This is a genomic window from Microbacterium sp. Se5.02b, assembly GCF_019464375.1.
GTDB lineage: Bacteria > Actinomycetota > Actinomycetes > Actinomycetales > Microbacteriaceae > Microbacterium.
Map to the genome: position 1 here is coordinate 2,558,860 of NZ_CP080491.1, position 22,802 is coordinate 2,581,661.

Genomic DNA, 22,802 nt, shown 5'->3' on the forward strand with positions numbered 1-22,802 from the left:
TCTGCGTTTTGCAGCACGTCAGAGTGCCGCCAGTGAGCGATTGCCATGATCCGAGCCAGGCGTCAATTGCCTATCGAACGGTGTTCGGACAATCACCTCCACCGTGAAGGTGTGACGGGCCATGGAGAGCGGTGTCCTGGAAGACTGGTGATGTGGGCGACTACTGGAATCACAACACCGCATACCACGGGTGGATTCTCCGCACCGGCCTACGCGACGACGTGCGTGACGTGCTGGACGTCGGGTGCGGCGACGGATTCCTGCTGCAGCGCCTTGCACCGCACGTCACCACAGCCGTCGGCATCGAACCAGACGCGGAGACCATTGCGCGCGCACGCACCCGACTGCGCGACACCGAGAACGTTTCGCTGCAGTGCACCAGCTTTGCGTCTTTCCATCCCGGTGCTGCACGGTTCGACCTCATCACCTTTGTAGCGACACTCCACCACATGGAGCTTCAGCCGACGCTCGAGAAAGCTGCATCGTTGCTTCGCCCCGGAGGGCACCTGATGGTTGTCGGGCTCGCGGCGAACCACACCCTGGTCGACTGGATCCTCTCGGCAGCGACCCTTCCGCTCGTGAGGATCGGATCCCTCATACACCGCGAGACGGCGGACATCGGAGTCCCCATCGCAGAACCGCAGGAGAACCTCGTGGCAATCCGACAGATGAGCCGGGATATCCTTCCTGGACGCACGGTTCGCAGCGGGCTCTACTACCGGTACCTCCTTGCCTGGAAGAAACCCATCAGCACGTCGCTCACCAGACACGAGTAGCGACGGTCCAGAGGCATTCACGGTCCCATTCGATCGTTGATTGCCGATCGTGTGTGGGAGAAATCTGGCAGTGGGAATCAGCGAGGCCCGGGCACCTCGTGGAACTCTGATCTGGCGCGCGGGCGCTGACTCTCGCGTGGCATCCACGCTGGGGCTGTGTGGGCTCGACTTCGTCGGTGTGGCACGTACCTGCCGGATGAGCTTGTTCGTCGCACACGAGCGCGGACAGGCCCCGAACAGCAGGGAGCCACCGTCATGCCCGACTCCACCCCGACGCCCGCCGCACGCCTGACCGAACTACCCAAGCCGGTGTTCGCCGATGAACGGGCGACGCTCTATCTCGGTGACGCGGTCGAGCTCCTCGCGCTCCTGCCCGAAGGGAGCATCGACGCCCTGGTCACGGACCCGCCCTACGGGTTGAGCTTCAACGGGCAGGCATGGGATGACGCATCCGGGTTCCGGGAATCCCTCCCGCACATCGACACAAGTGCGATGAGTGCACCGGAGGTGTTCGAGACGTGGTGCACCGCGTGGGCTGCAGGAGCATTGCATGCGCTCAAGCCGGGTGCGTATATTGCAGCGTTCGGTGGTGCACGCACCTGGCACCGGATGGTGCGCGGGATCGAGAATGCAGGGTTCGAGATCCGCGACCAGATTGCATGGCTACACACCACCGGAATGCCCAAGAGCATGGACCTCTCGCACGCCATCGACAAGCACCACGGCACGCAACGCACCGACCGGGTCGTGCAGACCACTGATCATGACGGGGTGCTCGGCGCGACCCGCACGGTCCTGTCCAAAGGCACTCCGGTGACCGAGGACGCGCAGCGGTGGGAGGGGTGGGGTACGGCGTTGCGGCCGGCATTCGAGCCGATCATCATCGCCCGCAAACCACCCGAAGGAAACCTCGTCCGCAACGTCCTCAAGCATGGCGTCGGCGGGATCAACATCGACGACGGCAGGTTCGCTGACGGCCGGTGGCCGACGAACGTCGCTTTCGACCCCGGGCAGGCGGATGCGTTGGATGTGTTGACGGGGACGTGGCAGGGCGAATCACTGTCGCGGAAGTTCCCGATCTTCCGCCTCGACAACAAGCCCAACGCCAATGAACGCCCTCGCGCATTCGGAGTCTCGCACGCGACGGTGAAACCGCTAGCCCTGATGCGCTGGCTGATCACGCTCGTCACGCCGAGCGGAGGTGTCGTGCTAGAGCCGTTTGCAGGTTCGGGTACGACGATTGAAGCTGCTGTGCAAGCCGGGCACCGGGTGGTCGGAGCGGAGAAGGACGCATCGTATGTACCGTTGATCAGTTCGCGGATGCAGTGGTGAGCGCATCGGACGAATCCCGCAGCGGGGCGCCTGACGCGGGAGCATCACGCTGAGCCAGACGTTCGTCACCTCGCAAGCGGCGTCGATCATATGCACTTGGTGCACCCAACCATGGTCGCTGCGTGTCAATTCTTGAGCCACTCCGCCGTCCACATATCAGTGGCAACCTCTTGGGCGGTGTAGCTCTCAAGATAGGCCCGCAGTGCAGTGAGTCCGGGGTGCGGGTTGGTGTTAAGCCAGATCAGGGAGTGCGGATACACCGGTGTGGGGTTACGAATCCGGATACGCCGTAGGTCATGCTGCGTTGGCCAGAGGTACCGGTCATGGTCGCCTACCAGCGTCGCAAGGTTCGAAGAAGTGGATAGCTGATCCATGAGTGCTTCGTCTCCGAAGTGCGGACCTAAAGCATCGATTGACAGGCCAAATGCCCTCGCGAGTTGCGCGTAGAAGACGGCCCACTCACTGCCGTCAGTGATTCCTGGAACCCAGATGCGATGCCCGCCAAGCTGGCTGAGTTCGACCTCTTTGAAATTTGCGAGTGGATGGGCCGGGCCGACAAGTAGCTCGAGTGCCGAGTTGAGCGTAGGGCCGACTTCAACACCGATCGGCAGTCGCTTGCTCATATCGCAGGCGCGGAATGTTGCGTCTATCAGGCCATCGCGGACAGCTGCTACGGCACCTTCCGCGGTGTGCGAACCGAGGGTGACGACGTCAAGCGGGATCTCTTTGTTGCTTCGATAGAAGTCCTGAAGAACTACTGCCGGAGCGATACGTCGATGGACGACATCAACCCGGAGCGCTCGCGTCCCCGGCTGCACCGATTCGACCGCCCGAACTGCGATGCGGAGCAGTTCTCGGGCATGAGGCAAGAAGGCTTGTCCGTCGACCGTGAGTTCTGACCCGCGAGCCGCACGGTTGAACAACGAAACACCCAGCTCGCGCTCCAGTGCAGCTATGCGCTTCGAGACCGCTTGCTGGGTCACGTGGAGGTCCACCGCTGCCTCCTGGAACTGTCCCGCGTCGGCAGCTGCTACGAAGGTTCGCACTACTTCAACATCCACCCCCAAAGCATATCAACACAACTATTGGCTGTGGCTCGCCGCCTCCAGCGTTGTTTGCTGAACTCCATTCTTACTTGGTTCCATCGACATGAACAACAAACTGTTGTGGACAGGAGCCAGACCCGATGGCATCACAGGACTCATTCGTCCATTTGCACGTGCATAGCGAGTATTCGATGCTCGACGGCGCAGCGCGGGTGAGTCCATTGATCTCCTCCGCCGCGGAGCAGGGCATGCCTGCGATCGCGATGACCGATCACGGCAACGTGTTCGGTGCGTTCGATTTCTGGCGTGCAGCGACGGCCGCCGGGGTGAAACCGATCATCGGCACTGAGGCTTACATCACGCCGGGGACCGCGAGGCAGGATCGAACGCGAGTTCGGTGGGGTGACGGCACCGATTCGAGGGACGATGTATCCGGCAGCGGTGCATACACGCACATGACGCTCCTCGCGGAGACGACGCCCGGGATGCGCAATCTGTTCCGACTCTCGTCACGGGCGTCGATCGAGGGTTACTACTTCAAACCACGCATGGATCGTGAGCTCCTCAGCGAGCACGGCGCGGGGCTGATCGCGACGACGGGGTGTCCGAGCGGTGAGGTTCAGACTCGGCTGAGGCTTGGCCAGTACGAGGAAGCACGCCAGGCTGCGTCGGACTTCCGTGACATCTTCGGTGCGGAGAACTACTTCTGCGAGATTATGGATCACGGCCTCGGTATCGAACGGCGGATCATGACCGACCTGCTGCGGCTGGCCGATGAGCTGTCGCTCCCGCTGGTCGCGACCAACGACCTTCACTACGTCCATGCCGATGATGCCAAGAGCCACGCCGCCTTGCTGTGTGTCCAGTCCGGAAGCACGGTGGATGATCCAAAGCGGTTCAAGTTCGATGCTGACGAGTTCTACCTGAAGTCGCCGGCGCAGATGCGCGACCTGTTCAAGGACTTCCCCAGCGCATGCGACAACACTCTGCTGATTGCGGAGCGCTGCAACGTCGAGTTCGACACCTCGGCAAACTACATGCCCCGCTTTCCCGTCCCTGTCGGCGAGACCGAGGAGACCTGGCTGGTCAAGGAGATCCAGCGCGGCCTCGCGGAACGCTATCCCGACGGGGCAAGCGCGCAGGTGCGAGAGCGCGCCGAGTACGAGACCGGGATCATCCTCCAGATGGGGTTCGCCGGGTACTTCCTCGTCGTCGCGGACTTCATCGGCTGGGCGAAGGACCACGGCATCCGAGTCGGCCCCGGTCGAGGCTCCGGCGCCGGCTCAATGGTCGCCTACGCACTGCAGATCACCGGGCTCGACCCGCTGGTGCACGACCTGATCTTCGAACGCTTCCTCAACCCCGACCGTGTATCGATGCCCGACTTCGATGTCGACTTTGACGACCGGCGTCGCGGTGAGGTGATTCGCTATGTCACTGAGAAGTACGGCGACGATCGGGTTGCGCAGATCGTCACCTACGGAACCATCAAGTCCAAGCAGGCCCTCAAAGACAGCTCCCGCGTGCTCGGCTACCCGTTCAGCACCGGTGACAAGCTCACCAAAGCGATGCCGCCGACCGTGTCGGGCAAGGACATCTCGCTAGCGGGGATCTTCAACTCCGAAGATCCCCGCTATGCCGAAGCCGCCGAGATCCGCACCCTGATCGAATCTGAGGTCGACGCGAAAGCGGTCTACGAGACCGCGGTCGGGCTGGAAGGCCTGAAACGGCAATGGGGCGTCCATGCGGCCGGAGTCATCATGTCCAGCACCCCGCTGACCGACGTCATCCCGCTCATGAAACGAGAGCAAGACGGGCAGATCGTCACGCAGTTCGACTACCCGGCTTGTGAGTCACTCGGGCTGATCAAGATGGACTTCCTCGGGCTACGCAACCTCACCATCCTCAGCGACGCGGTCGAGAACATCCGAACCAACCGTGCCGAACAAATTTCCCTGGAAGACCTACCCCTCGACGACCCTGCCGTGTTCGAGCTGATGCGCCGAGGTGACACCCTCGGCGTCATTCAATTCGACGGCGACGCAATGCGTTCACTCCTCCGCCTCGCCCAGCCCGACCACTTCGAAGACATCACCGCCGTCGGCGCGCTCTACCGACCGGGGCCGATGGGCGCAAACTCGCACATCAACTACGCACTCCGCAAGACAGGGCAGCAGGAGATCACCCCCATCCATCCCGAGCTCGCGGAACCGCTCGCCGATGTCCTTGGCAAGACCTACGGGCTGATCGTCTACCAAGAGCAAGTCATGACGATCGCGCAGGTACTTGCCGGTTTCACGCTCGGACAAGCCGACCTGCTCCGCCGCGCGATGGGCAAAAAGAAAAAGTCAGAACTCGACAAGCAGTTCGAGGCATTCTCCTCCGGGATGAAAGCCAACGGGTACAGTTTGGAGGCAGTGCGAACGCTCTGGGACATCTTGCTCCCGTTCTCCGACTATGCCTTCAACAAGGCTCACTCCGCCGCCTACGGACTCCTGAGCTACTGGACCGCGTACCTCAAAGCCCATTACCCGGCCGAGTACATGGCCGCCCTGCTCACCAGCGTCGGGGAATCCAAAGACAAGATGGCGCTCTACCTCAACGAGACCCGGCGGATGGGTATCAAGGTTCTCCCACCAGACGTGAACGAGTCCGGTCGCTACTTCGCTGCCATCGGCGAAGATATCCGGTTCGGACTCGAAGCAATCCGCAACGTAGGAGGCAACGTCGTCGCCCAGATCATCAACACTCGTGAAGCCAAAGGACGATACGCCGGCTTCCATGATTTCCTCCGCAAAGCACCCATCGATGTCGCCAACAAACGCACCGTCGAATCGCTGATCAAAGCAGGGGCGTTCGACTCGTTCGAGCATCCTCGGCGTGGACTGCTGAGCATCCACAAAGAAGCCGTCGATGCCGTCGCCGGAATCAAACGACAAGAAGCTCACGGACAGTTCGATCTCTTCGCCGCCCTCGGCGACGACGCGGAAGACTCCTTCGACACTGAGATTCCTGATCTCCCCGAGTGGAACAGGCGCGACAAACTCGCGTTCGAACGAGAAATGCTCGGACTCTACGTGTCTGACCATCCACTTCGTGGACTTGAACAGGTGCTCTCCAAACGCGCAAACACTCAGATCGCTGCGCTCCTGGGGGAAGGTTCCCCGAAGGACGGCAAGTCGGTGACCGTTGCCGGTCTTCTGACCAACGTTCAACATCGCGTCGCCAAAGCGTCCGGCAACCCTTACGCCCTCGTCCGAATCGAGGACCTCGGCGGAGAGGTCAGCACTATGTTCACCGGAAAGACCTATCAGGCCTACTCATCAGCACTTCAGGCTGACTCCGTCGTGCTCGTCAGCGGGCGAGTAAGTCTCCGCGACGACGGGGTGACAATCCACGCCGACGGCCTTGAAGAAATCGAGTCGGCCGACCACATGCAAAATCGCCCCTTTGTAATCGTCATGCCAGAGCGAGCCGCAACGGAGACTCGCATCACAGAACTCCGCGAGATCCTCATCCGACACCCCGGCCAGACTGAGTCACGCCTCAAGCTAGTCAAGACCGACACCGCGTCCCTCTTCTCCTTGACGCCCTACCCTGTCACCGTTACCGCCGACCTATACGCCGAAGTCAAGTCGCTCCTCGGAGCAAAGAGCATCGAGATGTAGTCGAGGCATCGTGAGGGAGCCGTTCACCAAAGTCCTGCTGCCGGACGCTCCAATTACTCGACCTGATCTTTTCCCGGTGGCGGTTCGCCGTGCCACACATTCCGGTCCCACGGGCCGCGTCCTTTTCGCTGCGACGAAAGTAATGATGGTCAACGCGGGTGCGACCACGCTCAGGCACCAGTCCGGCGAGCTCAAGGCCGTCGAAGGCGACGTCATCTTGCTGCGACCTGGTCACTGGTATTCGGGAGACCCCTCCGGGACGGTGGTGACGACGACGGCCTACATCGACACGACCTTCCTTCACGAGCAGGCACGGTGGATACCCAAGTCCGCCGCGCCCGCTCTTCTTGGTTCTCTGAACAAATGCGGGTCGGATCCTGTCACGTTCCGCCTCTCACCCAGGACGCTTCCGCAACTAGAGTCCGCATTCCGAGTGCTGCTCGATATTCAGCAGCACGAGGTTTCGCCGCTCCGAAGCCTCAGTCTTGTTACCGGGCTTCTCGACGTACTTACCCAGTCGGATGCTGCGATCGGGGTCGGCGACGAAGCGGTACGGCGAGCAGTGGCGATCCTCATCGAACGGTTCGACCAGCCGTGGACTCTTGACGCTCTCGCCGTTTCGGCGGCGATGTCTCGATCACAGATCTCACGACTGTTTCGCAAGCACCTCCAGATAAGCCCTGCGGAGTTCCTGCGCCACGAGCGAGCGCGTCGCATGGCCGATCTTCTGCTTTCCAGTGGCCTTAGTGTCGAGGAAGCCGCTCGCCAGGTCGGATGGTTGGACGCCAGTCATGCCTCGCGTGCGTTCCGCCGCGTGTACGGGCTCTCTCCGCAGCAGTACCGACGAGCACACGAGCAATCTTCCTAGGCCGTCTGAGCGCCCACTATCGGGGGCCCACCTGACAGGTACGCCCCCGACGCGACCGCGCGCGGGGAACCTTGAGGGAAGGAATCTCATGAGCAGCATTGACCCTGACGAGGCAGCAGTATCGACGCCTGCTGGCACCACAGCACGCAGAGGTGCGACGAGCCTGCCGGGTGCGCTGTTTCTGGGGGTGATTGTGTGGGCTGATGACCCGGAGATTGATCCGACGGTGGTCGCGGACCGCAATCCGGTCGCCGTGGCGCGGGCGGTTGCAGTCACAATTCACGAGATGCTCGAAGACTCCGAAGCGTATGCCGGGGCGACGGAGTTCCTTCAGTCAAATCCTCCGCCGCAGGATTGGGTACTGCCCGAAAACGTAGATGCATGGTTGGAGGCGCTGCGGCAAGCGACGCCGCACCCGGCGTACTCGTTCCACCGAGTGCCTATGACCGGTGGTGCGGACGGGACGAACCACACGGCCGTGAACCGGTACTTGCAGCATGCTCTGCAGGAACGCGAAGCCGCTCTCACCGCTGACCCGTCACCGAGCACTTACGTCGGCCGGTCGACTGGAGGATATCTCGCCCGCTGACCCGATCGCGGGAGTTTGACGTTTCCACGCGTCTTCTTGATGTTTCGACGCGTCATCTCCCGGACGCCTCGACCTTGACGTGCTCCTGTGCGTACCTCTGGAACAGCACCACCCGTGCCAGCTGAGCGTTCGCGCGCGGTGCGTGTTCTGTCGATCTGTCTGTGAATGGAGGCCTTCATCATGTCCGACACCACGATCCCACCGTTGGGGTATTCGCCTGAGCCGCCCCGCCCGCACCGGGTGGTGGTTGAGTTCGAGGTCCTCGCCCGCACCCAGGCCGAGGCTCAACACATGGTCGATGAGGTGCTGATCGAAGACCTCGCAGGCCCTCCCGGTCAGCCCCGCACAGACGGCGACCGGGTGTTCGGTGAGGACTTCGGCGACGATGTCCCGCACATCCGTTCCTGGATACCCGCACCCGTGGCCTCGCCCGCCGCGCGGGTGCTGCCGCCGGTGGGGTGGGAGGCGTTCGAGGAGTCGGGGATCCCGGAGATTGTGGCGGAGATGTTCCCACCCGAACCGAGCACCGGTGACTTCCGCCTCCCAGACGGCACGCCCGACCGGGAGGGGTTTGAGGACGCGCACGAGCGGTGGCGCGACGAGTGTCTTTCGCTCGCTGTACAGGCCTCCCGCCTCCCGGACACGTTGGAACGGTTGGAGCGGGCCGAACGGGTCCGTGACGGCCTGGCCGATCTTCTGGAGCGGGAGCATCTTCCCGTGGAGCCGGTGAAGGAGGACTATCTCGTCACGGTTTCCCCGTCGTTCGAGGGCGAGTTTGAGGATCTGCGGTTCAGATCCGACCACGCCCAGTGGCGGTCCGAGTTCACCGCAACCGCGCTCCGACGCGAACACGCATTGGAGGGACTGCTCGCTGAGGGCGGGCCGCGGACGATGTTCCTTCCGGAGCGGTTTCACCGTGAGTGGGTGCCGTCGGATCTGATCGCCCTGCAGACCCTCCGCGTCCTCGTGGAACGGGAGAAGGCCGGGGAAGGCAGGCCGTTGTTGGACCGGCGGGAACGGGAAGAACTGGAGGCGATGTTATTCGCCGCCGACCCCGACGTCAGCGTTCCTGATCCGGATGATCCGGTCGGTGTGCCGATCTATGAGGGGCTGGCGTCGGAGGCGCATGCGTGGATCGTCCCCGGCGTCTACGACGCGACCGGGATCGACGGAGAAGGCCAGTTCCGACTCGTCGTGGGCCGCGTATCCGTCGGCGATGGGGCGACGGCATCGTCGGCGTTCCCACCCGTTGAGCATGACAGTGCCGTGGTGAACGAGATCGCCCGCATCCTCGAGCAGGACACCGAACAGCTCAACCCGGCCGTGGTCCTTGATCGGATCAACGCCGCAGTCCTCGCTACCGGTCGCACTGGCACCGCTCCCGGGGACATTCGCCCTCCCGAGCAGGCGCTGACCAGGCTGGAACGCGGGGCACTGCTGAGCGAGTTACTCGCGGAACGAGAGCAGCACCTGAGCACCGATCCTGACGGCCCCGAGCCGCCCTCCCCGGATCGTGATTCTGGCCGAAGCCTGTAGCAGAGGGCCGCCGTTGGCCGGTGGAGGCGGGTGCCGGTGTGTTTGACGATTTGGCGCATGTTCTTGACGAAACGGCGCATCCTGCCCCGGAACGCTCGTGGCGACCATGCGAGTTCGGGTAGGGGTTGAGGTTCAGAAGGGATGCTCAGAGCGGAGATTCTGCGGGCAGCACGGCTGCTGCCCGCACCTTCCCAGTGACACCGCGCACGAGCCCCGGCCCGTGCCGTGTACTGAAGGAGGTGCGCATGGTCATCACCGACCCCGAAGTTTGGCCGATGCCCGCGGAGCTTCCTGGAGTGCTCGCGCACGCTGCCTCCGTCTACACTGCGGCGGGCATCCCGGTGTTCCCGTGCGCGCCCGGTCAGAAGCGCCCGCTCACCGTGCATGGGTTCCGGGACGCCACCACCGACCCCGCGCAAATCGCCGCCTGGTGGGGACGGCATCCGGAAGCGAATATCGGCATCCCCACCGGGACAGTGATCGGCGTGCTGGACGTGGATGTACACGCCACAGGCAGCGGATACCCGATCCTCCGCACCCTGCAACGAGAGGGGCTGATCGGCGGGTGGGGGCAGGCCGTGCGCTCCCCATCGGGTGGACTGCACTTGTACTACCCGACAGCCCCAGACGCTGCTCAACGATCGTGGTCGCGGGGGCGGGCGCATGTGGACTTCCGCGGCACCGGCGGCTACATCATCGCCCCACCCTCCACCATCACCACCGACGACGGAGCCCGCTACTACGAGATCATTGCCCGGGGCCGTCACCCGCGCCCAGTTGACGCGGACACGATCCGTGAGCTGCTGACGCCCCAGCCTGAGCACCCGCCCCGCCGGCTCGATCCGTTAGCGGTGCGGGAGGTGGAGCATCTCGCGGCCTGGGTCGCCGCGCTACCGGAGGGGAACCGGAACGCGGGCCTGTTCTGGGCGGCATGCCGTCTCGCCGAGGCCGGCCTGCCCGAGCCCGACACTCTCGGGGTACTTGAGTCTGCCGCGTCCGCCGCCGGTCTCGAGCCGCGGGAGATCGCGAAAACGATCCGCTCCGCCCACCGCACAGCGATCGTTGAGGTGCCCGACGATCCCGTCGCACAGACTGCTCGCTCTTTGTCGGGGATCGGGAGGTAGCGGTGACCGGCCCGGCAGTGACAGCTCGCGCCCCGCGCGATCTGGACCTGAGCCCGGACGGAGCCCCCGTTGCTGGTGTGTCGCGGTTCGTGATCGTGCTCGCAGTCACCGGGACGATCCTGCTCGCCCTGGGAGCGTTCTGGCTGTCCTTCACCACCCTCCGTGACCTCGCCGTTCTCTCCGGGATTCCCGAGGGGCAAGCGTGGATGTGGCCGCTGATCGTCGATGGCGTCATCCTTGAAGCCACGATCAGTGTCGTCGCCCTGCGGGATTCCGCCCGCACCGCGAGGCGGTTCGCGTGGCTCCTGCTGGGCGCAGGTGCCGGAGTGAGCGTGGCGGCGAACATCACCCACGCGGTCGTCGCCGCCGATACCCGCGTCCCCGCCCTGATCGCCGCGCTGGTCGCGTCGGTGCCACCGCTGGTGCTGCTCGCGATGACGCATCTCACCGTCGAACTCACTCGCAACACCGCACCGTCTCCGACCATTCAGAAGCCGAGCATTCGACCACTGGTCCCTACCGAGAGCACGGTCGCAATGACCGAAACCCTGGATCGCTCCGAGCAGGACGCGATACCCAAGCCGCAGGAGATAACGGTGGCGGCGCCGCCGGAACTGAGCGTCACCGAACAGCCGTCGAGATCCCGTGGAGGAAGTGGGCAGCAGGGAGACGCGCGTGCTCGGGCGCTCGCGCTGAGTGCGGAGGGTGTGTCGAAGCGGCAGATCGCCGCGCAGCTGGGCGTGCACCCGACCACGGTAGGCCGATGGATAAACGCACCTGACCGGCAACAGGACGGAGACCCCCATGACTGACCCCACCACCCCCGACCACCAGCACGTCGACCACCAGCGCCTCGCGGATCACGACCAGCGGACGGGTGCGAGCAAGCACACCGATGCGCCACCGACATCGACGCCAACAGGGGCAGCTGAGGATGCGCGGGCATCGGAGTTCGCTACCCACGGCGATCCCACGCTCGTCCGAGGAGGAGGCGCCAGTCCGGTCTCGCCTCGTCCGGGCGTGCAGTGGGTGCGCCCCACCGATGTCGCCGCCCGCGCCGGGGCCGTCGTTCTGGACCGCGGTGCGGAGCTGAACACGCGCCTGCGTGATGCGGTCCTTGACGGGGTTCGTGAAGGGCGTGCGCAGTTGCAGGAGCGTCTGGTCCGCCGCCAGGAGGCCCTGGACCCAGATTCGAGCAGTCCGACAAATGCGCGGGAGCGTGTGGTCGGGAGAACGGGGGTGAGCCGGTGATCGCTGCCTGTCCCGGCACCACCCGAGTGCCGCACGACACCCACACCCCCTGACCACTCATCCAGCCGCTCCGGCTGCTCACTGTCGCACCGGACAGCACCGCACAGACCCGCGCACACTGGGCGGGTCTGGTGGTCCCCTCATGCCTCCGCACGGCCGTGGTACCTGCGGTGGGCGGTGCTCGGTGACCCCAATGGCGGAGTTCGTCGGGATGGGTGTCGCACCTATCTGTTGACGGATCTCATCACGTTTCAGGAGTCGCTATGAACCACCACCCAACCACACCGGCATCATCGCTGTCGCCGGACTTCACCACGAGCGAGGGGCTGCGCGAGCTGCTCACGGAATTAAACGAGCACAACGCCTGGGCGAACAGCCCGGTCGCGGCCGAGCTCATGGTCTACGCGACACGGAAGTATGCGCCGATCGCGAAGGCCTGGCACCGCACCCCCGACGACGCCGCCTACGAGGCGTTCCTCGCGATGCGGCAACCCACCACCCTGCGCGCGGATGATCCGTGGGCGGTGATCACGCGTGCGGTCGCGCTCGGCATCGCCGCCGAAGTCCACGCCGACCGCAACATGACCTCGCAGGACAAGGCCCGCCGTCCGTCGAAGAGGCCGGCGGAGGAGCCGATGCGGGCCGGGCACTACGAGGAGTTCTTCTACGACGTCCACCCCCACGCCCACACCCTGTACGCCAGGGGCGACGGCGGCGAGGACAGGTCGGTGGATCGGGTGATCCGCGCGACCTGCGTGTTCCTCGTCCTCACCGACTGGCCCGCCCGCCCCGTCGAGCAGGCCGTGGACTACATCGCCCACCGCATCACCGGCCTCTCCTCCGGCACCTCCGCACTGGAAATTGTTGCCAAGGAGCTTCACATCGCGATCCGTCTCGGCTACACCCCCGACGAATGGGCAAGCCTCGTCCGCCTGGTCGTCGGCACCAAGACAGGGAAACGGAAGGCCGGGGACTACGGGCTGTTCGCCCGGGTGCTGCTCGGTGACGATGTCGCCGACCTCCTTCGCGACGAGACCCTCGTGACAACCTCCCGCCGGATGGCGTCCATACCTGCCGGGCAGGAAGGCAACGGAGGTGCGTCATGAGTCGGGGTCATTTGGTGTTGGAGCATGCGACGGATCAGATCATCGATGGTCACTCCTACCGGCGTGATCTCGGCGACTTGGAGGAGTTGACGGAGTCGATCCGCCGGTTCGGGTTGCTGTCGCCGATTGTGATCACTACCGGCAACGTCCTCATCTCCGGCAACCGCCGCCTCGCCGTCATGCGCGCCCTCGGACACCGCACCGTGCCCGTATGGGTTGTGCAGGGAGTCTCCGACAAGCTCTCCACCGTCCTCGCGATCCAGGACGAGAACACCCTCCACAAGATGCTCACCCCCATCGAACAAGCAGAGCTCTACGAGGAACTCAAGCATCTCTACGCCGAAGAAGCTGAACGGCGGGAGACTGCGACCCGGTTCGGTTCCGAGACCCGGGATGAACGGATCGCGCAGGCCCACGATGCCGCACCACAGGGTGGAATGCACGGGGGTGTTGATTCAACACCCCCGCAGCAGACGAGCACCACGGGCGGTGGGAAGACGAGAGTGCAAGCCGCGAAAGCCGTGACCGGGCGGGACTCTCACTCGATGCTCGATCAGGTCGTGGAGCTCAAGCAGATCGCCGCGTCCGACAACGAGCATCCCGAGGTGCGGCAGGGCGCCGCCGAAGCCCTGCTCGAGTTGAACACGGATGGGAAGGTCAACGGCCGCTACCTGCGAGTGAAGCTCCTCCAAGCCCTGAACGCCCTGCAGCGGTGGGCACTCGACCCGGACGAGCCCGACGCAGTCCGAGAGGCGGCCGCAGCGGAGCTCGAGCTGGTGAAGGCGCAGGAGCATCCCAAGGATGCGATGAAGGAAGCTACCCGGGCGATTTCTCGGGTGGGGCAGTTGCGGAGGGATGCCGCCGCTCTCGCGCCGCGAGAGGGGTGGAAGGACGCGGACCCGTTGCTGCGACAGAAACACGCCATCCGCAAGCTCGTCGATCTGCTGCGCCGGGAACACGGCTGGTGGGACCGCTACAACCCCGAAGACTTCGGACGATACGCCGACGCCAAGCAGTGGGAACTCGTCGAGAGCTACATCACCGAAGCGAGCCGGTTCCTCGAGCAGGCCCGCACCGCACGAATGACCACCAGTGAGGACAGCGCTGATGCCGACGTATGAGGACCCGTCCCTGGACGCGGATGAGCTGGCGGAGGCAGCGCGCGGGCTCGCGTATGCGACCCGGCAGATCAGGACCCCGGAGGACACGTATGAAGTGCTCGGGTCATTGCATCTGACGTTGTCGCGGCTCCAGCAGGGGCTGCAGCAGCTCGCGGCCTGGCACGACCGGCATGCCTCGTTCGCTGCTACCGACAACGGTGACCGGGCTGCGGGGCACGATCACGCGGTCAAGGCCGGTGGCTGGTTGACGATCGCCGCTGCCTCCGCGGAGCAGGTGGTCCAGCTCGTGATGAAAGCTCACAGCGAGAACGGGCGGATCGCCTGGCAGCCCGAGGCCGCACCGACACGAACTGTGGGGCTCGCTGAAGCACTCGTGGAACGGGAAGAGGCCCTCGACTCCGAACCCCCAGCAAGCGGACACACCAACCAGAGCAGGGGCCTCTCGCGCTGAGAGCGGAACGGACGGCGGGCGGGCGGCGCACCTATCGGGTGACCCCGCCCGCCCCTCTATTGGAAGGCCCCACTTCATGTCTTCTCCTCACACCGACGACCAGCAGCGTCGTCGTCGCCGTCTGATCATCACCCTCACCGCGACCGGTCTCGTCATCGCGGTGCTCGCCGGTGTCGGCATCTACGGCCTCGTCACCGGCCCCCACGGCAGTGAGGATCCCGGGGAGCGCACACCCACCTCGTCCACGGCACCGCTCGACCCCGTCGACCCGACTGGGCAGCCGGGCGAGGCCGATCTGCCGGCCTTGCCGCGCACGAATAACCCCGAGACCTACGTGCGCGCGGTCGCTGTGGCGTTGTTCGACTGGGATACCTTTACCCTCCTGACTCCTGCTGATCACCGGGGTGTGTTGATCGAGGACGCGGACCCGTCCGGCACGGAGACGCCGGGGCTGATCGCGGACATGGACGGGTACTTCCCGTCGGCGTCGACGTGGCGGGATCTTGCCGAGTACCGCACCCGCCAACACATTGAGATCGACCGGGTATTCGTCCCCGCACAGTGGGAGGAAGCGGTCGCCGCCTCCGGCGGGCACATCACCGACGGCACGGTCGCGTACACGGTCGAAGGCATCAGGCACCGGGACGGCGTCTGGTACGACGACCCCGTCCAGAGCGAGCATGCGGTGGCGTTCACGGTGTTCATGTCCTGCCAGCCGGTGTTCAACCGGTGCCATCTGCTGCGCCTATCCGAACTCGACAACCCCCTCCGATAGGCCGGGGCACGGGATGAAGAAGCTCCTTGCTGCCGCAGCCACGTTTATGCTGCTCGCCCCGATGCTGGGGCTGCTCAGCATTGGTCTGCTCGTGAACCCGGCCGTCCTCAACCAGGGGAACTGCATCGCCAGCGGTGTGACCCTCGGGCCGATCCCGGACTCGCTCCAGGTGACGATGAAAGACGGGTACACGTTCACTCTCAACAAGCAGCAGCTCACCCACGCCGGGACGATGATCACCGTCGGAGCGAATACTCCTGGGGTGGGGCGGGACGGGATTTTGATCGCGTTGATGGCGGCGCTGACGGAGTCGACGCTGCGGCAGCTCGCCAATACCGGCACCTACCCCGAATCCGGGAGCTACCCGAACGACGGGAACGGCTCCGATCACGACAGCTTGGGTCTGTTCCAGATGCGCCCGCAGTCCGGGTGGGGCACCGTTGCCGAGCTCATGGACACCACGTATCAGGCGCGGGCGTTCTATGGCGGACCCGACGGACCGAACCATCCCTCACCGCGGGGGCTGCTCGATATTCCGGGGTGGCAGCAGATGGACAAGGGCGAGGCCGCCCAAGCCGTCGAAGTGTCCGCCTACCCGGACCGGTACCAGAACTACGAGCCCGTCGCCCGCACCATCCTCGACACCCTCACCCGCAACAACAGCGGCGGGAGCGGTGTGCCCGGGGACACGAACATTCCCGAGACGAGCCGGCTGGTGTTCCCACTGCCGACAGGCAGCTATGTGCACACGTCGTCGTTCGGGCCGCGGATTGACCCCATCACTGGTGAGGCGCGCGTGCACGCCGGAACTGACTGGGCTGCCGCTGATGGGACGCCGATCTTTGCCCTCGCCGACGGCATGGTCACCTATGCGGGGATGGTCGATGGGTATTCGGGGCAGATCACTATCGAGCACACCATCGGCGGCGAAAAGGTCGCGACGAAGTACATCCACATGTGGGCACACGGCATCCACGTCACCACTGGCGACAGGGTCACCGCCGGCCAACACATCGGCGACGTCGGCAGCAGCGGCCACTCGACCGGCCCGCACCTGCACTTCCAAGTCCACCCCGGCGGCGCGAACGCCCCCGCCGTCGACGCAGAACCGTGGCTCGCAGAACGCGGTGTCGAGGGCATCGACGCCCCGGTCGGTGGCGGGCCAGGCTGCACCAGCTGAGCTGAGCGGGGCCTGGCGGGGTGGGTGGCGCACCTGACCGGTGCCCACCCACCCCCGTTGTCGTGAGGAGAACCGTATGCCTGCCATCACCTTGGCCCTGCTACAGGCTGAGAACGTCTACCCCGATCTCTCCAGTGTCGGAGGCCGCTCCACCCTCATCGAGATCGTCGGCGCGCTGCTCACGATCGTGTTGATCGTCTCGGTGCTCATGCTCGTCGTCTCCGGGATCGTGTGGGCGGTGTCCTCCTCCGCCGGGAACCCGCAGACCGCCGCGAAAGGGAAAGTCGGTGTGTTCGTCGCCCTCGGAGCCGCCGCCCTCGCAGGTGCCGGAGTGGCATGGATGAACTTCCTCCTGAACCTCGGAGACACCCTCTGAGCCTGGTCGCACGTTCCGGCATCGCACCTGTCCCAGTGACCCCGCACGACCGGGTACGGGGCGATCGCTTGTGAAGGAGCCCATTCATGCTTGCCGTTCTCGACACTCTCACCACTCTCGCCGCGGTGTTGCCCGCGAATGTGGACATCACCCCGAACGACTCCGGGCTGCCCGGCATCGCCGCTCTGCGCACGGTCGTGGGCGCGGTGATGACGATCGGGCTGATCCTGTCCGTCCTCGCCCTCATCGTCTCCGCCGTCGTGTGGGGCTTCGGCGCCAACAGCAGCAACCCGCATCTGGCGTCGCGGGGGAAGGTCGGGGTGCTGATCTCCTGCGGGGCGGCGATCATTACCGGCGCATCGGTGACGCTGATCAACTTCTTCTGGAACGTCGGCCAGGCCGTCTCCTAACCACCACCATCTCGACCCGTAGAAGGGAGGGGTGTTGTGGCTGGTATCTGTGACGTCCCCATCATCAGCAACGTCTGCGACGCCGTCGGCGAAGGTGCAGCCACCCTCGTCGCTGCACCATTCGACTGGCTCGCCCAAGCGATCGGAGCGGCCGCGTCCTGGATCTTCCAAGGCGTGTGGGCGCTGTTCGACTCGACCACCCTGGTCGACATCACCGGGGCCGGCTACATCGGCGTGTACAACGTGATCTTCGGGATTGCGATCTTCGTCATGCTGATCTTCTTCTGCCTGCAACTCATCACCGGCCTCATCAGACGCGATCCCACCGCCCTCTCCCGCGCCGCCCTCGGATTAGCGAAGTCGGTGCTCGGGTCGTTCCTGGTCATCACATTGACCGCGACACTGCTCGAGATCGTCGACCAACTCTCGATCGGGATCATCCAGGCGACCGGGACGACGTTGGAGGAGATGGGCGGGAAGATCGGGGTCCTCGTCGCAGGTCTCACCGCGATCACCCTCACCGCACCCGGAGCCGGCGCGATCATCACCATCTTCCTCAGCTTCCTCGCGATCTGCGCGGCAGCAATCGTCTGGTTCAGCCTCCTGATCCGGAAGGCGCTGATCCTGGTCGCCGTCGTGATGGCACCGATCGCGCTATCGGGAGCGTCGTGGGATGCGACGAAGGGGTGGTTCGGGAAGTGGGCGTCGTTTGTGCTTGCGCTGATCTTCTCCAAACTCGTGATCGTCGTGGTGTTCCTGGTGGCGATCAATCAGGTCAACGCGCCGATCGATATGGACCTCAGTTCGATTGCAGATCCGATCGCGGGGATTGTGCTGATGTTCATCGCCGCGTTCGCGCCCTACATGGTCTACAAGTTCATCTCCTTCGTCGGCTTCGACATGTACCACGTCATGAGTGCGGAGCAAGAGTCGAAGCAGGCCATGAACCGGCCCATGCCCCTCCCCGGCAAGCCCGACGGTGGCGGGCCACAGAAGATCCTCGACGGCGGGGGCGACAGCAAGAACGATGGTGGTGGAGGGAATCCGCCGCCCCCGCCAGGGGGTGGGCCCAAACCCTCGCCGGGCGGCGGAGGTGGTGCCGGAGCGGCGGGGAGCAGCGTAGGTGGTGGCGCTGCCGGAGGCGGTGCAGGAGCGGGAGCCGGGGCGGGTGCTGCAGCGGCAGGTCCGGTCGGGATCGCCGCAGTCGCCGGGGCGAAGATCGCCAAGGGCGCAGCGGAGGCCGGCCCGAAGCTCGGCGACGCGATCGGCCGCACCGCCGACAGCCACGCCGGAGCCGCCAGCGAGGGGCAGGCCACGCCACCACCACCTGACCGGTCAGTGCCGCCCGCGCACCCCACCACGCCGGCGCCGAGCGCGCCTGCATCGAAGCCGCAGACCCCGCCCGCGAACAACAGCGGTGGTGGGCAGGCTCCGCCGCCGCCGAAGCCCTGACCGGAGAGATCCGCCACTGAAAGGAGGTGACGTTCCGTCATCTGGGCGGTGGCCAGTGAACAGCACACCCCGTGTGGTCAGAAACGACCTGACCCCAGGGGTGGTTCACGGGTCACCGCCCGCTGTGCTGTCCGTACCTGACCGGCGACCCCAATCCGTTCGCCTATTCAGGAGCACCTTATGGCCAGCACTGCGTCCACCCGCACCGAGTTCGAGCTGTCAGCGGTGAAGTTCTCCCGCCTCACCAAACGCGGGATCATCCTCGGCCTCTCCCTCCCACAAGTCATCGCCCTCTCCGTCGCGGTCGCCGTGTTCATCGCCTCCCTCTACACCGGAGGCCCCGCCGCGCTCTACACGTCCCCGATCTGGGGCACCGGCGCTGCCCTCGCCTGGGTACCGGTCGGTGGGCGGAAGCTCGTCGAATGGGTACCGATCACCCTGCACTGGGTGCTCCGGCAAGCCCTCCAGCAGACGAGGTATCGACGTCGGATTGTGAAGCCACGCCCTGCGGGAACCCTCGCGCTGCCTGGAGATGCGGCGCCGTTGCGTCAGTACGAGGATCCCGAGAGCGGGGCGGTGATGGTGCATGACCCGCACGGGCAGACCCTGACGGCGCTGGTGGAGGTGACCCATCCCTCGTTCATTCTGTTGGATCCGGGTGAGCAGGAGCACCGCGTTCACGCCTGGGGTCGGGTGCTGTCCGTTGCGTGCCGGTCCACCCGGATCGCCCGCCTCCAAGTCCTCGAACGCACCGTCCCTGACTCCGGGTCGGGGCTCGCGCAGTGGTGGGCGGAGCACGGCAACGACGACGATTCCTGGGTCGCGCGCACTTACCGGGAGCTCATCGACCGGGCAGGCCCTGCCGGGGAACGCCACATCTCCACCATCTCCCTCAGCCTGGACATGCGGGCCGCATCCCGCACTATCCGCACCGCGGGCGGTGGCCTCAAGGGTGCCGCGGTGGTGCTCAAGCAAGAAATGGAGACCCTCACCACCGCGCTCCGCACCGCAGACCTGAAACCCTCCGACTGGTACACACCAGGACAGCTCGCAATCATGCTCCGCAGTGCGTACGACCCCGCGATCGCCGCAACCCTGGAGCGCTCCGGGGAGATCGGGCAGGACCTCGCCATGGCTGGCCCGGTCGCGGTCGAAGAGACCTGGGACCAGCTGCGCTCTGACAGCGCGCATCACGCGGTGTTGTGGATCAGTGAGTGGCCGCGCTCACTCGTCTACCCAGGCTTCCTCGCACCCGTACTCCTGACCAGCGGGATCCGTCGAGCGTTCACGCTGCTGTGCGACCCGATCCGCAGTGATCAGGCGGCGCGGGATATTCGGAAGAAGAAGACCGAGTACATCAGTGATGCGGCGCAGCGGCAGAAGGTCGGGCAGATCGAAGACGCGCAGCAATCCGCCGAATACCAAGACGTGCTGCAGCAGGAAGCCGACCTCACCAGCGGCCACGGCGTCCTGCGCTACACCGGACTCCTCGCCGTCTCCGCACCCACCGCCGATGAGCTGGAAGCTGCAGTGTCGGCGATAGAGCAGGCAGCGATCCAGGCGTCGTGCGAAACCCGTCGCCTGGTCGGGCAGCAGGCACAGGCGTTCGTCGCGGCAGCCCTGCCGCTCTGCCGAGGAATCTGAGACATGAGGCGTACCTGACGGGTGTCACTGCACACTCCGTCGGAAGGCCACCCCTCATGGGACAGCACACCAGCCCGAAGAAGCTCCACTCCACCGTCCTCGTCGAAGACGGTACCGGCCGGAAGAACCGCAAGACCCGGGAACGTGCCGCCCGGCAAGTCATCGCCCGCGAGCACGCCGAGCAACGCGCCGCAGAGAAGGCGAAGCTCGCCGCGGAACGGGCAGAAGCGCGCTCGACGAACTACCTCCCCAGGGGTGGCGAGCCAGGTCCCGCGGGATTGCGGTCGTATCGGGGGTTTCGGGTTCCCTCGCATCAGGACACCTCGGCCGCGCTGCAGGGCGCGTACCCGTTCCTCGCCGAAGGCGGCCTCGGCTCCCAGGGCGTATTCGTGGGGCAGGACATGTACTCCGGCGGATCGTTCGTGTACGACCCGTGGGTGCTGTACCAGCGCGGCATCATCACCGCCCCAAACCTCGTCCTCGCCGGCATCGTCGGCAGTGGGAAGTCGTCGCTGGCCAAGTCGCTCTACACCCGCAGCATCCCGTTCGGGCGTCGCGTGTACGTCCCCGGCGATCCAAAGGGTGAGCACACGGCGGTTGCGGAGGCAGTGGGTGGGAAAGCGATCGTCCTCGGGCATGGCCTCTCGAACCGTCTCAATCCGCTCGACGAGGGCTACCGGCCCGGCGGGCTCACCGACGCCGAATGGGCGTCCACGGTTGCGTCGCGTCGCCGTGACCTGATCGGCGCCCTCGCCGAGACCGTGCTCGAGCGGTCGTTGTCGCCGCTGGAACACACGGTCATCGATATCGCCCTCCAGGCCGTGGTCGCCAGTAACGATGTGCCGATCCTGCCGATGGTCGTTGACCGCATCCTCACTCCCGACCCCACAGATGACGACCGCCTTGCCGAGGACGGCCGCATGGTCGGGCACGCCCTGCGCCGTCTCGTCTCCGGCGACCTCCAAGGCCTGTTCGACGGACCCTCCACGGTGACCTTTGATCCGACGTTGCCGATGATCACCCTCGACCTATCCCGCGTCGTCGAAAACTCCACCCTCATCAGCGTGCTGATGACCTGCTCGTCGGCATGGATGGAATCCGCACTGCTGGACCCGAACGGTGGGCAACGTTGGGTTGTCTACGACGAAGCGTGGCGGCTCATATCCCACCCGGCGTTGTTGAAGCGGATGGACGCGCACTGGCGGCTCGCCCGCCATTACGGGATCGCGAACCTGCTCATCTTCCACAAGCTCACCGACCTCGACAACGTCGGCGACCACGGCTCCGCCATGCGATCCCTCGCCAACAGCCTGCTGGCCAATGCGGAGTCGCGGATCATCTACCGACAAGAATCCGACCAGATCGGCACCACCGGGAAGACCCTCGGCCTCACCGGCACCGAGCAGAAACTCCTGCCGTCCCTGGGGACCGGGCAGGGGTTGTGGCGGATCAAAGAGTCGTCATACGTCGTCCAGCATCAGTTGCACCCTGATGAGCTGCGGGCCTTCGACACCACCCAGCGGATGACTCAGAATCCCCGCGAGTTCACGAATCCTGAGCGCTCCGGAGAGCTGTCTTGAGCGTAGACGGCCCCGCCTCGGAGCACCAGGGCTCGGACGATACGAGCAGCGTGTCAGAGGAGGAGCTGGTGCGGAACATGATGGCCCTCGATGACGGGTTGCATCGGATCGAGCAGCAATCCCAGGATCAGTTGATCCTGTTGTATGAGGATCCGGAGACGTTCGGAGCTGGGCATTTCGTGCTATATCCCCTGCACGGGTCTTCGCCGCGGTTCGCGATCGAGGAGCAGTACCCGCCCGGGGTCGACTGGTCCGATGAAGACCGTGTCCCGGTGTCCTGGACGTGGGCATCCGAAGCGCGGCTTCCACAGCCGGATGGGAGCTGGCCGTGGGTGACGCTCTCCGAGGGTGAAGTCGCCTCCGCCGACTACGAGACGCTGCTGCACATCACCGGTGGGTGGGCGGATGCGCTGTGCGAGCTCATTGCCCGGGAGGAAGCCCTCACCACCGCCCCCGTCGCAGACGACGGGGTGGGGCGTTCGGGGCCGGGTCGCACCTTCCTGGCATGACCCTTCGA

The 22,802-nt window shown here is 65.2% G+C and carries 21 protein-coding genes; 20 read left to right on the forward strand and 1 reads right to left on the reverse strand.

Going from position 1 to position 22,802, the window contains the following annotated elements:
- Positions 1-131 precede the first annotated feature (131 nt).
- Positions 132-776, forward strand: coding sequence for a bifunctional 2-polyprenyl-6-hydroxyphenol methylase/3-demethylubiquinol 3-O-methyltransferase UbiG (locus K1X59_RS12665; protein ID WP_220173453.1), 645 nt, complete (start codon positions 132-134; stop codon positions 774-776).
- Between the two features lie 255 nt (positions 777-1,031).
- Positions 1,032-2,108, forward strand: coding sequence for a site-specific DNA-methyltransferase (locus tag K1X59_RS12670; protein ID WP_183150363.1), 1,077 nt, complete (start codon positions 1,032-1,034; stop codon positions 2,106-2,108).
- A 125-nt stretch (positions 2,109-2,233) separates the two neighbouring features.
- Here the strand turns inward: K1X59_RS12670 and K1X59_RS12675 are convergent, their stop codons facing one another.
- Positions 2,234-3,169: a LysR family transcriptional regulator gene (locus K1X59_RS12675; RefSeq protein ID WP_183150364.1), complete on the reverse strand. Its 936-nt coding sequence runs from the start codon at positions 3,167-3,169 to the stop codon at positions 2,234-2,236.
- A gap of 125 nt (positions 3,170-3,294) precedes the next feature.
- Here K1X59_RS12675 and dnaE point away from each other — a divergent pair, with 125 nt between their 5' ends.
- The 18 genes from dnaE to K1X59_RS12765 all read left to right on the forward strand — a co-directional run bounded on the left by dnaE (position 3,295) and on the right by K1X59_RS12765 (position 22,794).
- Positions 3,295-6,822 carry a DNA polymerase III subunit alpha gene (gene dnaE, locus K1X59_RS12680; RefSeq protein WP_183150365.1) on the forward strand — a complete coding sequence of 1,176 codons (3,528 nt, stop codon included), beginning with the start codon at positions 3,295-3,297 and terminating at the stop codon, positions 6,820-6,822.
- Positions 6,823-6,964: 142 nt separating this feature from the next.
- Positions 6,965-7,690 (forward strand): helix-turn-helix domain-containing protein, encoded by a 726-nt coding sequence (locus tag K1X59_RS12685; protein WP_210274175.1) that lies wholly within the window; start codon positions 6,965-6,967, stop codon positions 7,688-7,690.
- 88 nt (positions 7,691-7,778) lie between these two features.
- Positions 7,779-8,279, forward strand: a complete 501-nt coding sequence (locus tag K1X59_RS12690) for a hypothetical protein (RefSeq protein WP_183150367.1) — start codon at positions 7,779-7,781, stop codon at positions 8,277-8,279.
- A gap of 420 nt (positions 8,280-8,699) precedes the next feature.
- On the forward strand, positions 8,700-9,815 hold the full coding sequence (locus K1X59_RS12695) for a hypothetical protein (RefSeq protein ID WP_220173454.1): 1,116 nt from the start codon (positions 8,700-8,702) through the stop codon (positions 9,813-9,815).
- 245 nt (positions 9,816-10,060) lie between these two features.
- Positions 10,061-10,939, forward strand: a complete 879-nt coding sequence (locus K1X59_RS12700; protein WP_183150369.1) for a bifunctional DNA primase/polymerase — start codon at positions 10,061-10,063, stop codon at positions 10,937-10,939.
- A 95-nt stretch (positions 10,940-11,034) separates the two neighbouring features.
- Positions 11,035-11,751 carry a DUF2637 domain-containing protein gene (locus tag K1X59_RS12705; protein ID WP_244632597.1) on the forward strand — a complete coding sequence of 239 codons (717 nt, stop codon included), beginning with the start codon at positions 11,035-11,037 and terminating at the stop codon, positions 11,749-11,751.
- Complete coding sequence (locus K1X59_RS12710) at positions 11,744-12,190, forward strand: hypothetical protein (RefSeq protein WP_183150370.1); 447 nt, start codon at positions 11,744-11,746, stop codon at positions 12,188-12,190. The genes K1X59_RS12705 and K1X59_RS12710 overlap by 8 nt, the downstream gene beginning before the upstream one ends.
- Positions 12,191-12,453: 263 nt before the next feature.
- Positions 12,454-13,296, forward strand: coding sequence for a hypothetical protein (locus K1X59_RS12715; RefSeq protein ID WP_183150371.1), 843 nt, complete (start codon positions 12,454-12,456; stop codon positions 13,294-13,296).
- Positions 13,293-14,417 carry a ParB N-terminal domain-containing protein gene (locus K1X59_RS12720; protein ID WP_183150372.1) on the forward strand — a complete coding sequence of 375 codons (1,125 nt, stop codon included), beginning with the start codon at positions 13,293-13,295 and terminating at the stop codon, positions 14,415-14,417. Before K1X59_RS12715 ends, K1X59_RS12720 begins: the two co-directional genes overlap by 4 nt.
- Positions 14,404-14,868, forward strand: coding sequence for a hypothetical protein (locus tag K1X59_RS12725; protein ID WP_183150373.1), 465 nt, complete (start codon positions 14,404-14,406; stop codon positions 14,866-14,868). Before K1X59_RS12720 ends, K1X59_RS12725 begins: the two co-directional genes overlap by 14 nt.
- Positions 14,869-14,944: 76 nt before the next feature.
- The gene (locus K1X59_RS12730) at positions 14,945-15,643 is read left to right on the forward strand and encodes a hypothetical protein (RefSeq protein WP_183150374.1); all 699 of its coding nucleotides are present in this window, start codon (positions 14,945-14,947) and stop codon (positions 15,641-15,643) included.
- A 46-nt stretch (positions 15,644-15,689) separates the two neighbouring features.
- A complete protein-coding gene (locus tag K1X59_RS12735; protein WP_309491578.1) occupies positions 15,690-16,823 on the forward strand; it encodes a M23 family metallopeptidase in 1,134 nt (377 codons plus the stop codon).
- Positions 16,824-16,899: 76 nt separating this feature from the next.
- Positions 16,900-17,199: a DUF6112 family protein gene (locus K1X59_RS12740; RefSeq protein WP_183150376.1), complete on the forward strand. Its 300-nt coding sequence runs from the start codon at positions 16,900-16,902 to the stop codon at positions 17,197-17,199.
- Positions 17,200-17,285: 86 nt separating this feature from the next.
- Positions 17,286-17,609 carry a DUF6112 family protein gene (locus K1X59_RS12745; RefSeq protein WP_183150377.1) on the forward strand — a complete coding sequence of 108 codons (324 nt, stop codon included), beginning with the start codon at positions 17,286-17,288 and terminating at the stop codon, positions 17,607-17,609.
- Positions 17,610-17,645: 36 nt separating this feature from the next.
- Positions 17,646-19,061 carry a conjugal transfer protein TrbL gene (locus K1X59_RS12750; RefSeq protein ID WP_183150378.1) on the forward strand — a complete coding sequence of 472 codons (1,416 nt, stop codon included), beginning with the start codon at positions 17,646-17,648 and terminating at the stop codon, positions 19,059-19,061.
- 180 nt (positions 19,062-19,241) lie between these two features.
- Positions 19,242-20,705 carry an SCO6880 family protein gene (locus tag K1X59_RS12755; protein WP_183150379.1) on the forward strand — a complete coding sequence of 488 codons (1,464 nt, stop codon included), beginning with the start codon at positions 19,242-19,244 and terminating at the stop codon, positions 20,703-20,705.
- Positions 20,706-20,761: 56 nt separating this feature from the next.
- Positions 20,762-22,285, forward strand: a complete 1,524-nt coding sequence (locus K1X59_RS12760) for an ATP-binding protein (protein ID WP_183150380.1) — start codon at positions 20,762-20,764, stop codon at positions 22,283-22,285.
- 50 nt (positions 22,286-22,335) lie between these two features.
- Complete coding sequence (locus K1X59_RS12765; protein ID WP_183150381.1) at positions 22,336-22,794, forward strand: hypothetical protein; 459 nt, start codon at positions 22,336-22,338, stop codon at positions 22,792-22,794.
- Positions 22,795-22,802 lie beyond the last annotated feature (8 nt).